The 12,624-nt window shown below is 67.9% G+C and carries 14 protein-coding genes; 7 read left to right on the plus strand and 7 right to left on the minus strand.

Annotated elements, in window-relative coordinates:
• Both FOZ76_RS02780 and FOZ76_RS28120 read right to left on the minus strand, forming a co-directional pair.
• Positions 1-836: MipA/OmpV family protein (locus FOZ76_RS02780; protein ID WP_211365975.1), on the minus strand; the 836-nt coding region annotated here is incomplete at its 3' end.
• Positions 837-954: 118 nt separating this feature from the next.
• Positions 955-1,551, minus strand: a complete 597-nt coding sequence (locus FOZ76_RS28120; protein ID WP_281282924.1) for a type 2 periplasmic-binding domain-containing protein — start codon at positions 1,549-1,551, stop codon at positions 955-957.
• Between the two features lie 41 nt (positions 1,552-1,592).
• Between FOZ76_RS28120 and FOZ76_RS27815 the strand changes: the two genes are divergently transcribed.
• Positions 1,593-2,243, plus strand: coding sequence for an oxidoreductase (locus FOZ76_RS27815; protein WP_281282925.1), 651 nt, complete (start codon positions 1,593-1,595; stop codon positions 2,241-2,243).
• A 92-nt stretch (positions 2,244-2,335) separates the two neighbouring features.
• Here the strand turns inward: FOZ76_RS27815 and FOZ76_RS02795 are convergent, their stop codons facing one another.
• Positions 2,336-3,211 (minus strand): LysR substrate-binding domain-containing protein, encoded by an 876-nt coding sequence (locus FOZ76_RS02795; protein WP_143946612.1) that lies wholly within the window; start codon positions 3,209-3,211, stop codon positions 2,336-2,338.
• A gap of 92 nt (positions 3,212-3,303) precedes the next feature.
• On the opposite strand from FOZ76_RS02795, the gene FOZ76_RS02800 reads away from it, so the two are divergent.
• The 3 genes from FOZ76_RS02800 (at position 3,304) to FOZ76_RS02810 (ending at position 5,827) form a co-directional block, all read left to right on the plus strand.
• Positions 3,304-4,374 (plus strand): NAD(P)H-dependent flavin oxidoreductase, encoded by a 1,071-nt coding sequence (locus FOZ76_RS02800; protein WP_143946613.1) that lies wholly within the window; start codon positions 3,304-3,306, stop codon positions 4,372-4,374.
• 152 nt (positions 4,375-4,526) lie between these two features.
• Positions 4,527-5,135 carry a DNA-3-methyladenine glycosylase I gene (locus tag FOZ76_RS02805; protein WP_143946614.1) on the plus strand — a complete coding sequence of 203 codons (609 nt, stop codon included), beginning with the start codon at positions 4,527-4,529 and terminating at the stop codon, positions 5,133-5,135.
• A gap of 131 nt (positions 5,136-5,266) precedes the next feature.
• Positions 5,267-5,827, plus strand: coding sequence for a PadR family transcriptional regulator (locus tag FOZ76_RS02810; RefSeq protein ID WP_143946615.1), 561 nt, complete (start codon positions 5,267-5,269; stop codon positions 5,825-5,827).
• 4 nt (positions 5,828-5,831) lie between these two features.
• Here the strand turns inward: FOZ76_RS02810 and FOZ76_RS02815 are convergent, their stop codons facing one another.
• Positions 5,832-6,395 (minus strand): flavin reductase family protein, encoded by a 564-nt coding sequence (locus FOZ76_RS02815; protein WP_143946616.1) that lies wholly within the window; start codon positions 6,393-6,395, stop codon positions 5,832-5,834.
• Between the two features lie 55 nt (positions 6,396-6,450).
• On the opposite strand from FOZ76_RS02815, the gene FOZ76_RS02820 reads away from it, so the two are divergent.
• Positions 6,451-7,260, plus strand: a complete 810-nt coding sequence (locus tag FOZ76_RS02820; RefSeq protein ID WP_143946617.1) for an AraC family transcriptional regulator — start codon at positions 6,451-6,453, stop codon at positions 7,258-7,260.
• Positions 7,261-7,331: 71 nt separating this feature from the next.
• Complete coding sequence (locus FOZ76_RS02825) at positions 7,332-7,967, plus strand: LysE family translocator (RefSeq protein WP_246129261.1); 636 nt, start codon at positions 7,332-7,334, stop codon at positions 7,965-7,967.
• Between the two features lie 82 nt (positions 7,968-8,049).
• Here FOZ76_RS02825 and FOZ76_RS02830 read toward each other — a convergent pair whose 3' ends face one another.
• From FOZ76_RS02830 to FOZ76_RS02840, 3 genes are all read right to left on the minus strand, one after another.
• Positions 8,050-9,021 carry a Bug family tripartite tricarboxylate transporter substrate binding protein gene (locus FOZ76_RS02830; RefSeq protein WP_143946618.1) on the minus strand — a complete coding sequence of 324 codons (972 nt, stop codon included), beginning with the start codon at positions 9,019-9,021 and terminating at the stop codon, positions 8,050-8,052.
• A gap of 138 nt (positions 9,022-9,159) precedes the next feature.
• Positions 9,160-10,350 (minus strand): acyl-CoA dehydrogenase family protein, encoded by a 1,191-nt coding sequence (locus FOZ76_RS02835; protein WP_143946619.1) that lies wholly within the window; start codon positions 10,348-10,350, stop codon positions 9,160-9,162.
• Between the two features lie 39 nt (positions 10,351-10,389).
• A complete protein-coding gene (locus FOZ76_RS02840) occupies positions 10,390-11,250 on the minus strand; it encodes an IclR family transcriptional regulator (RefSeq protein ID WP_143946620.1) in 861 nt (286 codons plus the stop codon).
• 140 nt (positions 11,251-11,390) lie between these two features.
• Between FOZ76_RS02840 and FOZ76_RS02845 the strand changes: the two genes are divergently transcribed.
• Complete coding sequence (locus FOZ76_RS02845; RefSeq protein WP_246129262.1) at positions 11,391-12,620, plus strand: CaiB/BaiF CoA transferase family protein; 1,230 nt, start codon at positions 11,391-11,393, stop codon at positions 12,618-12,620.
• Positions 12,621-12,624 lie beyond the last annotated feature (4 nt).

The following is a 12,624-nucleotide window of genomic DNA, read 5'->3' on the forward strand; positions in this document are numbered from 1 at the left end:
AAGTGGTACATGTAGCCCAGGAAAACGCGGTTGTCGGTGGAGCGATCCACCAGCGGGCTGTCCTTGGCGTTGGAGGAAAGTCTCCTGGCCCGAACGTCGAACATCATTGAATGGTGCTTGTTGAAACGGTAGACGCCCTGCAAGCCGACTTCGGTGCTGATTCCGGAGTCGCCGCGATATTCGGGCCGTCCGGCCCGCGCCTCATGCGCCTGCACGCCGTAATAGTAGTCGACGTACTTGCGGTCATGCCACGCCGCGCCGATGCGAGGCGTGAGGGTGAAGCGCTCGCCCAGCCGCCAGGACCTGTCCAGGCCGAGATTGAAGCGCTGTCCCTTGCTGTTGCCCGAAACGTCGTGCGTCCAATCCGCACTGAGGTTCGCCAGGCTGGTCTGCCACTGCACCTTGGCGCCGGCCCAGACGCCGCCTTTGCGCTCGTCCATGCCCTCCAGCGCCCAGGAGTCGTCGGACTCATAACCGGACCCTTCCCAGCGGCCGACGAGGCGAAAATCGATCCTGTTGGTCTCGCTGAATTGCCAGCCGGGCAGTTTGGCTTCCAGTGTGGTCGCGAAGAACCGGACATACCGGTTCTCGACATGCAGCAAGGGCAGGACGGTGGTATCGCGGTCAATATCGATATAGGGTTCCTGGTTGCCGACGACGCCCAGGCCGAGACCCCAGGTGGTTTTCCGGGGGTTCGCATCGTCGGCGAAGGCCGCCGGTGAAGCGAGCACCAGGCCACCGACGAGGGCGGCGAGCGTCAACCCCCTGGCGGCAAGTTGACCAGTAAGAATGAGGGGGTGATGAGAACCCATGGCTGCGCTCCTGATGGCGGTCAAAGCGGCATCATCACGAGGGTTCTCTTACCCGTTTCTTACTGAGCGGCCACCGGCGATCGCTTTGGGATTGGCGTAGGCAAGTCGTCTTCCTCGCCTCTGGGGCGGGCTACGCCTGCGGTCAACCCAGGAAGCGAGTATCGGGGTCAGCGCTTGCCAGGACATTCCCGCCGCAGCACGCTCGCAGCATCCGCGAACTGCTGCCGCATCCATTGCATCGCCGGGTCGGCGACGCTACGCGCAGGCCAGGCGAAGGCGACGTCGAACGGTGTCCGTCCACCGGCGGTTCGAACAGGCGCAGCGCATGGCTCTCGGCATAGGCATGCGCGATACACGCCGGCACCGTCATCACCAAATCGGTACGGGCCACCACCACGGCCGGCGCCACCAGGAAATGCGGAAACGTCAGCACGACGCGGCGGGTAGGGCCCAGCGCCGTCAGCGGCTTGTCCACCACGCCCGGCACACGGCCCCGGCTGGACACCAGCGCATGGTCTTCGGCCAGGAAGGCATCCAGCGTGATCTCACCGCGGCCCAAGCTGCCCGGCGCACGCTGGTGCATACAGGCCGCCAGCGGCGTGAGCATGACCAGCGTGGCGGGGCGCATGCCTTCCCCGATGCGCCCGACTTCTTCGGTGAGGCTGCGCTCGCCGGTTGGTGTCGCGTGGTCGAGGCCGTGCATGGCGCGGGCGGCCGCATCGTTGTGCAGCTTTGGCATTGCGGGCCTGAGCGCCGCCCCGGCCAGCCGCACGATCGGCAGTGCCGGGTTTCGGGCCGGTCGAGCTTCGGGACGAGAACCTGCGGATTCGGGTGAAGGCGATGACCACCGGCGACATCGCTGACGTCGTTGCTTCATACGCACGCGCCGCAGGGCAGGCCGAAGCGCTGGGCTTTGACGGCGTGGAGATTCATGCGGCGCACGAATTCCTGCTCGATACGTTCCTATGGGAAGACAGCAACACCCGCACCGACGCCTACGGCGGTTCGCTGGAGAAGCGGTTGCGCCTCACGGTCGAAGTCGTGCAGGAACTGGGCCGCATCCTGAAACCCCTGGCGAAAGCCGGGGTCGACGTCTTGCATGCCAGCGCGCAAAGATTCTGGGAGCCCGCATTCGCCGGTTCGCTATTGAGTCTGGCCGGGTGGGCACACAAGCTCACCGGCAAGCCGGCCGTCGCCGTGAGCAGTGTCGGACTGCGTGGCGCCATCGACGAGGATGCCGGGGCCGCGTCCTCGGCGCCGGCTGACCTGCACGGTGCAGCCGAACGCATCGAAGCGGGTGAATTCGACCTGATCGCCGTCGGACGAGCGTTGTTGCTGGCTGATCCGGGCTGGACGGACAAGGTAGGTCAAGGCCGATTCGACGAGTTGCGCGGCTATGACGCTGCGATTCTCGAGCGCCCCTTGTTCTGACTGGAGGCGAACGGGAACTACGGCGCTTGCGTTGCTTGCTCGCGGTCGCCGGAGAACTGTCCGCGGCGTGCGGCCGGCGGCTCGGCGAGGTCTCAACCCCTAAGACCACTCGGGCCGGTGTGCGCCTGGAGCGCCTCGATGAAGCGTTGCACCGCGGGCACGGGCTCGCCCGTACGCCAGACGAGATGCGTGACGCTATCTCCGATCGGCAGCCGTGGCAGGCTGGCTGGCACCGGGCTCAGGTCCAGCACGCTCTGCGGCAGCAGCGTAACGCAGGCGCCTGCAGCCACCGCTGCGATCATGGCGTGGTAGGAACCCATTTCCTGGATGCGCCACGCGGGGTTGATTGTCGCGCCCAGGGCTCGTTCGGCGAGCGCGCGATAAGCGCAGCCCGGCGCGAATGCGGCGAGCGAGCGCGTGCGGACGGACTCCGGATGGACGGCGTCCTCGTGTGCCGGCAGCAGGAGGACCAGGGATTCCCGCCAGGCCGGCTGGCGCGCCAGGCCCGGCTCGGCCTCGTCGAGCGGGATCGGGTCCAGGGCGACGAAGGCCGCGTCCAGCCGGCCATCGAGCACCTGGGCCTGCAGCGCTTGCGACGGCCCGGTGCGCACTTCCAGGCGGATCTGCGGGCAGGCCTGGTGGAAGGCGGCGAGCACGCCAGGCAACCGGCTTGCCGCGGTGCTCTCCATGGTGCCCAGGCGCAGTGTGCCGGCCGCGCCGCCGACGACCTGGCGCGCCTCGTCCGACAGGGCGAGCAGGCGCTGGGCATAGCCTTGCAGTCGTTCGCCGGCGCAGGTGAGGCGCATGCGCTTGCCCGCGCGCCCGAAGAGCGTGACTCCCAGTTCCGCTTCGAGTTGCTGCATACGGGTGGTCACGTTCGAGGGGGCGCGGCCGAGCTGGGCGGCGGCGCGCGTAACGCTGCCCTGGCTGGCCACGGCAAGAAAGATGGCGAGCGACGTGGGATCCAAGGTTTTCTTAAATAAAGAATGAAGAAGGTATTATATTCTCCATTGGTGAATTTATATCACGCCGCTGTTGCCCTCTAGCACTGGAGAATCCCATGCCCACCCGCCATCCCTGGCTCGACCATATCGGCTTGCGCTATCCCATCATCCAGGCGCCCATGGCGGGTGTCAGTACGCCGGCGCTAGCCGCCGCGGTGTCCGAGGCGGGGGGCCTGGGTTCGCTGGGCATCGGTGCCAGCAGCCCTGCCCAGGCGCGCGACATGCTCGAGGCAACGCGCGCGCTGACGGCCCGCCCCGTCAACGTCAATGTGTTCTGCCACGCGCCGGCTCGCCGCGATGCCGCGCGGGAAGCGGCCTGGGTGACGCACCTGGCGCCACTGTTCGCCGAGAGCGGCGTGGCGCCGCCGACGCGGCTGGAAGAGATCTATCCGAGTTTTCTGAGCGACGATGCAACGCTGGCCCTGCTGCTCGCCCTGCGGCCTGCGGTGGTGAGCTTTCACTTCGGCCTGCCCGATGCGCACCGGCTGGCCGCGCTGCGCGACGCCGGCATCGCGCTCGTGGCCACCGCGACCTGCGTGGAGGAGGCGAAGCGCATCTCGGTCGCCGGCCTGGACGCCGTGGTGGCACAAGGCATCGAGGCCGGCGGGCATCGCGGCATGTTCGATCCCGATGCGACGGACGAACGGCTCAGCACGGCCGTGCTGGTGCGGCAACTCGTGCGCACCCAGGATCTGCCGGTGATCGCCGCGGGCGGCGTCATGGACGGCGCCGGGGTGGCGGCGATGCTGGACCTGGGGGCGGCCGCAGTGCAGATGGGCACCGCGTTCGTGCTGTGCCCGGAATCGTCGGCCAATGCCGGCTACCGTGCGCGCCTGGCCGGCGACGCGGCGCAGCACACGCGCCTGACCCGTGTGCTCTCCGGGCGTCCCGCCCGCGGCCTGGTCAACCGCCTCATGGTGCACGGCGAAGCCGCGGGCAGCCCTGCGCCGGCCGACTATCCCGTGGCCTATGACGCGGCCAAGCAGCTCAATGCCGCGGCCGCCGCGCAGGGCTGCGACGACTTCGCTGCGCATTGGGCCGGGCAGGGGGCGCCGCTGGCGCGCGCCCTGCCGGCAGCCGAGTTGGTGCGCACCGTGGTCGACGAATGGCAGGCGGCTCGCGGCTAAGGGCGCGCCGGGGTGCTGCGGTGGCGGACGGCCTCACGCAGACAATAGCCGTGTGCCGAGCGCCGGCTCCCGACTTGATGGCAAACTTGCCGCTGCATCGCGGGCGCACGCAGGGCCAATAACGAACGTGCCCGCCCCCATACAGGATCGCCATGAGTCACATCTTCACCGGGCCGGATGGCCAGGATCGCTGCGCCTGGTGCGCCGCCACACCCGCCTACATGCGCTATCACGACACCGAATGGGGATTCCCCGTGACGGACGATCGCCGGTTGTTCGAGAAACTCTCGCTCGAAGGTTTCCAGTCGGGATTGAGCTGGCGCACCATTCTCGACAAGCGGGAGAACTTCCGGGCTGCGTTCGACGGCTTCGCGTTCGAGCGCATCGCGCACTACACCGAACACGACGTCCAGCGCCTGCTGGCGGACGCCGGCATCGTGCGGCATCGGGGCAAGATCGAGGCGGTCATCAACAACGCGTCGCGCGCGCTCGAGCTGGTCGCCGAGTGCGGTTCGCTGGCCGCCTATGTCTGGCGCTACGAGGCCGAGCCCGCGACCCCCGGGCAGGGGCCAGTGTCGGTATCGCCGGCGTCGCTCGCCATGTCGAAAGACCTCAAGCGGCGTGGCTGGAAGTTCGTCGGGCCGACCACCGTCTACGCATTCATGCAGGCCATGGGGCTGGTCAACGATCATGCGCCCGGGTGCGCGATTCATGGGGCTGTGGAGCGGGCGAAGGCGGCTTTTCGTCCCCCGGGCGGGTGAGCGGCCTATCCGGCAACGTCGCCAGTTACGTCATGTACAGCGATATCAAGATACTCCAAGATATATCTTGAAATTGCATTTGTCGATATTAAGATATATCTTTTCAATACGTAATAACGGGTAGACGGATCATGGAACCAACGAATCCCTGGGACGACAAGGTCCCGCCCGGCGTTGCGCGAGGCCTGCATGGCAGCTTGCCGGCCGAGTTGCGGCGGCATGGCGGCCGCCGCCGCTTGTTCGGGCCAGGCGACGTGAAGCTGCTGGCGCTGCGTTGTCTGCACGAAGCCCCACGCCACGGCTACGAGATCATTCGGGCCATCGGCGATGCGGTGGGCGGCGACTACAGCCCCAGCCCGGGCACGATCTACCCCGCGCTCGCCTACCTGGAGGACATGGGATTCGCCAGCGCCGCAGCGGCGGGCGAGGGCGGCCGCAAGCAGTACTGCATCACGCCCGGGGGCGAAGTCCATCTCGTCGAGCAGGCCGAGGCCGTACAGCGCCTGCTGGCGCGGCTGCACCGTGGCCGGGAGCAGGCGCGGGCACGCGGCATCCCCGAGATCCAGCGCGCCATGGAGAACCTGAAGACTGCGCTGCGGCTGCGCTTCGAACACGACGCGCCGGATGCCGAAACCGTGGGGCGCCTGGTGGGCGTGATCGATCGGGCGGCGGTCGAGATCGGGCAGGTGTGAGCGCCTAATCCAGCATTTCGGGGCGAAAGCGCCCACGCCGGCTGATCACCTTGCCGGCGACCATGAAGACGCCATCCCCCGTGTAGTGCAGCGTTTCGGGGTGGCGCGGACGCACAGCCACGTGCGCCTTGACCACCTCGAAAATGAAGAAGTCGTAGCGCTCGACCAGGGCATCGTCGTGCAACCGGCATTCGAAGTTCGCGTGGCAGGCTTCGATCAGGGGCGCGTCGACGCTGGTGCCGTCTCGGGTGGCCAGCCCGAACCGGGCGAACTTGTCGACGTCCGCGCCGCTGGTGTTGCCGATATCCACCACGGTGTCGGTCAACGCCGTGGTGGGCAGGTTGACCACGCAGGTTCCACTGTCGCGGATCATCCGGTGGCTGTGGTTGCCGCGTGCGATCACCATGCCGATCAACGACGGCGCGAACTCCAGCACCGTGTGCCAGCCCAGCGTCATGACGTTGTCCCGCCCCTGCCAGCGCGAGGACACCAACACGATCGGGCCGGGTTCCAGATAGCGCCGTACCTGGGCGACGGGGAAGTCCTGCTTGGCGGTTTCTCGGGGCATGGGGTGATTTCGCGTTCAGTGGTTCAAGCCGCTATTGCGAGATAGTATCGGAGCAATGACAAGAGGCGGATTCAAAATCGTGCGCTGCGGGATGAAAGGCGTGGACGCTGTGTCGGCCGATACGACACATGCGTTCGGCCGACACATCCATGACCAGTTCGGGATCGGCGTCATCCTGCGCGGCGCGCAGAAGTCGTCGAGCGGGCGCGGCATCGTGAAAGCGCAAGCCGGTGACGTCATTGCGGTCAATCCCGGCGAAGTGCATGACGGCTCGCCGCTCGGAGCGAGCGGCCGTGCATGGCGGATGCTCTATTTCGACCCCGGTGTCCTGGCCGACCCTGTCCGCGTCCTGACCGAGGGCAGCATCGATAGCGCCGAGTTTGCGTACCCGGCGATGCGCGATGCGGCGTCGGCCGCGTGTTTCCTGTCGCTCTTTCGCGCCATGACCGATCCGCACGGCGGAGACAGCGAGATCGAAGGCCGGGAGAATCTGCTCCTGCTGCTGGCGCGGCTTATCGACCGCCGCAATCGGCAGCGGCCGCACGAATCGACCAAGGCAATAGCGCAGGCACGCGAGCGCATCGACGATGATCCGTCCGCGCCGCTGTCGCTTGCCGAACTGGCCGCAATCGGCGGTATCAGCCAGTTCCAGCTCGTGCGGGGCTTCTCGAAGGCGACCGGCCTCACGCCGCATGCCTATCTCGTCCAGCGCAGGCTCCAAAGGGCGCGAAACATGATCACGCAAGGCGCGGCCCTCGCCGATGCGGCGCACGCGGCCGGCTTCGCGGACCAGAGCCACATGACCCGGCTGTTCGTCCGCACCTACGGCATGTCGCCCGGGCTCTACGCCGCCGCGATGAACTGAGCTGCAATTTCCTTCAAGACGGGACGAGGCGGCATTGGGCATATTGCTCGAAAAGTGATCGAGCCACAGGAATGCCCATACAGTTTGCCGCCGCAATGACGCTCGAATTTTTCCTTACCTCGCTGGTCATTGTCGCATCGCCCGGCACAGGTGCGATCTATACCGTGGCAGCCGGCCTTGCGGGCGGCGTGCGTGCGAGCCTCATTGCCGCATTCGGCTGCACGCTAGGGATCGTCCCCCATGCGTTGGCGGCGATCAGCGGCCTTGCCGCGCTGCTGCACACCAGCGCGCCGGCCTTCCAGATACTCAAGTATCTCGGCGTCGCCTATCTGCTCTACATGGCCTGGGCGATGTTCCGTGCTCGCGGCGTGCTGAGCCTGAACGATGAGGTGAAGGGTAGAAGTGCTCGGCAGGTGATCGTTTCGGCAGTCTTCATCAACTTGTTGAATCCCAAGCTCTCGATCTTCTTCTTCGCCTTCCTGCCGCAGTTCGTAAGGGCGGATGAAGCTGCCCCCGTGAACAGGATGCTGGAACTGAGCCTGGCGTTCATGGCGCTGACCTTCCTGATCTTCGCTGCCTACGGCGCGTTCGCCGCTGCCGTCAGGCGGCACGTCGTTTCCAGTGCTCGCGTTCAGGCCTGGTTGCGGCGCGGCTTTGCCGCGGCATTCGCTGGGCTGGCTGTACAACTCGCCTGCGCCCAGCGATGAGGTCGCAATCCGGTGCGTGACCCAAGCAACGTTGCGGCCGTGTCGTCAGCCCAGGAGCGAGCTGGCACGTTCTCCGTCCCTGTCAGGGGGCGACGTGGATGCCGGCGGCTCGCGTCACTGCATCCCATTTGTCGGTTTCGGCAGCGATCAGGGCGTCCAGATCGGCGCCGTCCTGCGCCGTGACCTCCATGCCGATGCCGGCGAGCTTCTCACGTACCGCGGGGGTGTCCAGCGCGGCACGCAAGGCCTCGCTCAGCGTCTCGGTGGCGGCAGCCGGCGTGTCGCGCGGGGCGACGAAGCCGAACCAGCTCGCCACCTCGTACGCGGGCAGACTGGCGGCCTGCGCGACGGTCGGCACTCGTGGGAAGGTGGACGAGGGTTCGCGGGTGGTCACCGCGAGCGCGCGCAGCCGGCCGTCTTTCACGTACGGCGCGGCGATCGCGGTGGTCAGCGGCATCATGTCCACGCGGCCGGCGAGCAGGTCGGTCACGGCGTCTGGCTGCCCCTTGTACGGCACGTGGGTCATGTCCACGCCAGCGAGCTGGGACAGCAGTTCCCCGGACAGGTGGTTGGAGGTGCCGATGCCCGCGCTGGCATAGGTGACGGAACCGGGATCGCTGCGGGCTTTTTCGATCAAGGCCGGCAGATCGCGATACGGCCCGCTCGCGGGGACCACGACGAGGTTGGGCACGTAGCCGGCACCCGCGAGCCCGCGGAAGTCGCGCTTCGCGTCCCATTGCGCGCTTGCCACCAGCATCGGCTGCACGACGTGGCTCGCGCTCACGGCGAGCACGGTGTAGCCGTCCGGTTTGGCCTTGCGCACGTTCTCGGTACCGATCGCGCCGCCGGCGCCGGCCTTGTTCTCGACGATGACGGGCTGGCCCAGCGATTTGGCCAGGGGTTCCGCGACGATGCGCGCGACCGAGTCGACGATCCCGCCCGGGCTGAACGGGACGACGATGGTGACCGGGCGGTCGGGGAAGTTCTCGGCCAGGGCTGGCTGGGACAGGCAAAGTGCCAGCCCTGCCATGCCGACATATCGGATGGCGTTCATGGGAGTCTCCTGAGGAATGGTTCTGCGAGTCACGACCGCCTGAAGACGGGCGCTAGCTCGCCAGCGGATGGGGCGCCTGGGGCGCCGGAAAGTCTCTGCCTCGCTCGCTGCGCTCGCCGGTCGGGGCTTGCGCCGTGCTCAGGCCTGCGGTTCGAGCTGCATGTTGAAGTCCGGGTGGTCGAACGGCAGGCGGCCGAGTTGCTTGGCGATGTTGAGTTGATGGATCTGGCTGGTGCCTTCATAGAGGCGGAACAACCGCACGTCGCGGTACATCTGCTCGGCGATGTTGCCGGCGATGTAGCCGCTGCCGCCGAAGAGCTGGACGGCGCGGTCGGCCACGCGGCCGCACATCTCGGACGCGAACAGCTTGCACATCGAGGCTTCCATCGTTACGTCCTCGCCGCGATCGCGCTTGCGCGCGGTCTGCAACACCAGGGCGCGCGCCGCGTGGGCCTCGGTGATGCTGTCGGCGATGAGCTGCTGCACGAGCTGGAACTGGCCGATCGGCTGGCCGGACTGGACCCGGCTCGCCGAACGGCGACGCATTTCGTCGATCAGGCGCAGCGCCGGCCCGACGCACAGGCCGGCGAGATTGATGCGCTGCTTGTTCAGGGTCTTCATGGCGGTCCGAAAGCCGACGCCGGGCACGCCGCCGACGATGGCGCTGGCGGGTACCCGGCAGTCCTGCAAATGGACCTCGCCCACCGGCGAACCATGCTGGCCCATTTTTCGGTAGGCCGGGCCGGTGGCGAGGCCGGGCGTGCCGCGCTCGACAAGAAAGGCGGTGACGCCATCGGCGCCGCGCGCATCAGGATCGGTGCGGGCGAACACGGTGAACAGCCCCGCGATGGGAGCGTTGGTGATGAAGCACTTGCTGCCGTTCAGCACATAGTCGTCGCCCTCGCGCCGGGCGCTGGTGCGCAGGGCCGTGGCGTCCGAGCCGGCCTCGGGCTCGGTGAGCGCGAAACAGCCGGTCAGTTCGCCGGTGGCCATGCGCGGGAGGTAGCGCGCTTTCTGCTCAGGCGTGCCGTCGACGATCAGCGACTCGGTGGCAATGCCGGTGTTGCCGCCGAATCGCGCGCGGAACGCCGGCGCCGCCTGCGACACCACCATGTTCACCCGGGCGAGTTCCTCGGTGCCGAGGCCACCGCCGCCATGCTCGCGCGGAATGCTGTGCCCGAACAGGCCCAGCTCGCCCATGCGCCGCACCAGGGGCGGTGGGATTTCGTCGTTTTCCTCGACCTCGGGCTCGGCCGGGATGCATTCCAGTTGGATGAAGCGGTAGATTTCCGCGAGCATCCGGTTGAACGGGGTATCGGCTTCGGCCATGGTCGTCTCCTGCCGCATCGGGCTTGTCATGTGGGGTGGTCAGGGCGCGAGGCCCAGCGTGTGTTCGATCATGCGCGCGGCCTCGCGCAGGCGCGGTACGGCGAGTGCGGCGAGCGCCTCCGGCGCCGTGCGGTACGCGGCCATCGTGGCGTTCAGTGCGAGCATGCTCTCGCCGGTGGCCTGGCGCACCGGGACGGCCACCGCGTGGATCTCGGCCCGCCAGTCGCCCTGGCTGCGGCAATGGCCTTGTTCGGCCAGGCGGCGTTCGTCCTCGCGTAATTGATTCGCGCGGCGCGCCATGTCGGCGGCGTCGTGCAGGCGCAGGCGATTGAGTATGGCGCTGCGCTCTTGCTGGCCGAGCGAAAGCAGCAGGGCGCGGCCGATCGCCGTGGCGAGCAAAGGCCGGGTACTGCCGATGTCCGGGCTGTGCACGTTGCCCTGGTCGACACGGCAGGTCTCGATGTAGACGATGTTCAGGCGGTCGCGCATGCCGAGATTGACCGTACAATCGGTCTCGCGGGCGATTGCTTCCATCAGCGGCCGCGCCACGTGGCGCACGCGCATGCTGGCGAGCAGCGGATAGCCAAGCGACAGCACGCCCGAGTCGAGCCTGAACTTGTGGAAACGCTCGACATACTCGAGGTAGCCGAGCAGGGTGAGGGTGTAGGTGAGCCGCCACACCGTGGCCTTGGGCAGGCCGGTGCGCTCGATCAGCTCGCGGTTGCCGAGCAGGGGATCGTCGGGGGTGAAGGCGCGCATCACCTGCAGGCCGCGGGCGAGGTTGGTGGCGAACAGGCGGTCGGCGGCGTGCTCGCGCGGGTCGGCCAGCCCGGGCACCAGCGTCGCCGGGTGGGCGGCGTGCTCCGGGACGGTGGCGGTGGTGGGCGAGCGCGTGGGCATGTCGGGTCTGGGTGATCGGGTTGCTTTCATGATCCAGTGCGCTGAAAAGTGCAGTCAACATGATGGGCCAGTGGGTTCGCTGTGCGAAACATTGCTTGCCGGGGTCTCGCCGGGCAACTCAAGGTCTCGCCCAGGGCGCAATGCCCGGACGACCGGAGAAGACCTTGCAGCAGAAAGACCGTGGGCCGCTCGACGGCTTGAGCATCCTCGACATGGCGACCGTGCTGGCCGCGCCCTATGCCGCCACGCTGTGCGCCGACCTGGGCGCAGACGTCGTGAAGCTGGAACTTCCGGACGGCAGCGATCCATTGCGCCAGCTTGCTCCGGTCGAAGGCGACGTGCCGTTGTTCTGGAAGGTCGCGAATCGCGGCAAACGCGGCATCACGCTGGACGTGCGCAAACCCGAGGGCAGGGCGCTGCTGCTGCGCATGCTGCCGCGCTTTGACGTGCTGGTGGAGAATTTTCGCGCCGGCACGCTGGAGCGCTGGGGGCTGGATCTGGCCACGCTGCATGCCGCCAATCCGCGTCTGCTCGTGCTGCGGCTCACCGGTTTCGGCCAGACCGGACCGTATCGGCAGCGGCCGGGCTTTGCCCGCATCTTCGAGGCCATGAGCGGCTTCACCACACTCTCGGGCGAGGCCGGCGGACCGCCCATGCACATGAACTATCCGCTGGGCGATGTGGTGGCCGGGGTGTTCGGCGCGTTTGCCATCTGCGCGGAGGCGTTGCGCCTGCGCGGCGACCCCGAGGCGCGCGGTGCCGAGATCGATCTCGCAGCGACCGAGGCCATGTTCCGCCTGCTCGATCCGCTCGCCGTGGAATACGAGCGTCTGGGCCTCGTGAGGCGGCGCACTGGCAACCTGGCAAGCTATACCGCGCCGTCGAACGTCTATCGTAGCGGCGATGGCGTGGATTTCACGCTGGTGGCCTCGTCCGATGCGGTCTTCCGGCGCCTGTGCGCGGCCTTGGACTGGCCGGCGCTGGCCGAGGACGCGCGCTTTCGCGACAACGTCGCCCGGGTGGCGCACCGCGACGCACTGGATGCCGCGCTGGCCGGCTGGTTCGCCGCGCGCGAGTACGGCGGCATTGCCGCGGCACTGGAGGCTGCCGCGGTGCCTTTCAGCAAAGCCTACAGCATCGAGGACGTGCTCGCCGATCCGCAGTATCGCGCGCGGGAAGCCGTGATCCGGCTGCCCGATCCGGAGCTGGGCTCGGTGCCCGCGCCCTGCGTGGTCCCGCGCGTGACGGGCCGGAACCTGCCGGCCCCGCGTTCCGGGCCGGCCACGGGCGAGCACAACCTCGAGGTGTACGGTGCGCTGGGTGTGGCCGGCGACGAACTCGAGCGCCTGCGGGAGGCTGGCGTGGTGTGAGCGC

The organism is Verticiella sediminum, from assembly GCF_007558815.1.
Taxonomy (GTDB): Bacteria; Pseudomonadota; Gammaproteobacteria; order Burkholderiales; family Burkholderiaceae_B; genus Verticiella; species Verticiella sediminum.

Bases quoted from the DNA above. Each gene is read 5' to 3' on its own strand.
- FOZ76_RS28120 (WP_281282924.1), bottom strand. From the start codon at position 1,551: ATGCCAAAGCTGCACAACGATGCGGCCGCCCGCGCCATGCACGGCCTC.
- FOZ76_RS02800 (WP_143946613.1), top strand. From the start codon at position 3,304: ATGCCCACCCGCCATCCCTGGCTCGACCATATCGGCTTGCGCTATCCC.
- FOZ76_RS02805 (WP_143946614.1), top strand. From the start codon at position 4,527: ATGAGTCACATCTTCACCGGGCCGGATGGCCAGGATCGCTGCGCCTGG.
- FOZ76_RS02810 (WP_143946615.1), top strand. From the start codon at position 5,267: ATGGAACCAACGAATCCCTGGGACGACAAGGTCCCGCCCGGCGTTGCG.
- FOZ76_RS02815 (WP_143946616.1), bottom strand. From the start codon at position 6,395: ATGCCCCGAGAAACCGCCAAGCAGGACTTCCCCGTCGCCCAGGTACGG.
- FOZ76_RS02820 (WP_143946617.1), top strand. From the start codon at position 6,451: ATGACAAGAGGCGGATTCAAAATCGTGCGCTGCGGGATGAAAGGCGTG.
- FOZ76_RS02825 (WP_246129261.1), top strand. From the start codon at position 7,332: ATGCCCATACAGTTTGCCGCCGCAATGACGCTCGAATTTTTCCTTACC.
- FOZ76_RS02830 (WP_143946618.1), bottom strand. From the start codon at position 9,021: ATGAACGCCATCCGATATGTCGGCATGGCAGGGCTGGCACTTTGCCTG.
- FOZ76_RS02835 (WP_143946619.1), bottom strand. From the start codon at position 10,350: ATGGCCGAAGCCGATACCCCGTTCAACCGGATGCTCGCGGAAATCTAC.
- FOZ76_RS02840 (WP_143946620.1), bottom strand. From the start codon at position 11,250: ATGCCCACGCGCTCGCCCACCACCGCCACCGTCCCGGAGCACGCCGCC.
- FOZ76_RS02845 (WP_246129262.1), top strand. From the start codon at position 11,391: ATGCCCGGACGACCGGAGAAGACCTTGCAGCAGAAAGACCGTGGGCCG.